This is a genomic window from Vibrio sp. D173a, from assembly GCF_030248475.1.
Window position 1 is genome coordinate 1 of sequence record NZ_JAHGAH010000976.1, and the last position, 1,205, is coordinate 1,205.

Here is a 1,205-nt window from a genome sequence, read left to right on the forward strand (position 1 = left end):
TCGGTATCCATACCAGACAATTCTTCTTCACCGACCGAGAACGCAATCACTGGAATGTCTTCTGATGAAATGCCTTGAGCGCCCAGCTCTTTATAGAATGGGACATTCGCATCACCATTGACCGTAGAGACTACCGCCGTCTTTTTGCCTGCATCGCCAAACTTCTTAATGTCTGAAACGATGGACTGCCAATCTGAGTGACCAAATGGCGTGTAATTGATCATGATGTCTTCTTGCGCGACACCTTTCTCTTTTAAGTAAGCTTCAAGGATCTTGTTGGTTGTGCGTGGGTAAACGGAGTCGGTTCCCGCCAGCACCCAACGCTCCACTTCAAGCTCTTCCATCAGGTAATCCACGGCTGGAATCGCTTGTTGGTTTGGAGCAGCACCCGTGTAGAAAACGTTTTTCGAAGACTCTTCACCTTCATACTGAACAGGGTAGAAAAGGATGCTGTTGAGCTCTTCAAATACTGGAAGCATGGATTTTCGAGAAACAGATGTCCAACCACCGAATACCACATCGACTTGCTCTTTTTCAATCAACTAACGGGCTTTTTCAGCAAACAGTGGCCAGTTTGATGCTGGGTCAACGACAACGGGTTCAAGCTTTTTACCCAACAGACCACCTTTCTTATTCTGCTCTTCGATTAGCATCAGAACCGTGTCTTTTAGCGTGGTCTCACTGATCGCCATGGTGCCTGACAATGAGTGCAGAACACCAACCTTAATGGTGTCTTCTGCTGCAAGTACGCTTGCCGATGAGAAAGAGAGTGAAGTACATAGTGCAGCTAACGATAATTTGAACACCTTGTTCATAGTTGTTACTCCATAATTGTTATTTGTTATCCAATTACAGAATTACAAGAAGAGTGCCAAGCTATCGACAAAGTTAAAAACAAATTAAACCATTGATTTTTATACACTTAAATTCATAAGGGACAACTTTGGTGCAGTATGCACTATGTGAGCTGATTCATGGTGGTGCAGTTGTCTCAGGAATGAACCAATATGAAACATGACCACAATAAAAAAGCCCAGCTCGTTAAGAGCTGGGCTTAAAAATTGAAACGTACTTTAGGACGAGTCAGTATTTTTGGGCGAGACGGTATTTTAGGCCGAGATAAATTGAATAGACAGGCTATATCAAAGCTAAGCCGTCGGCTTAAACTCAAATGTCACTCTCGACTTAGACTTGAGTTCATTGCA

The 1,205-nt window shown here is 43.5% G+C and carries 1 pseudogene; it reads right to left on the minus strand.

Going from position 1 to position 1,205, the window contains the following annotated elements:
- Nucleotides 1–815: pseudogene (locus tag KIV40_RS30680) on the minus strand (transporter substrate-binding protein); the annotation flags it as partial.
- Nucleotides 816–1,205 lie beyond the last annotated feature (390 nt).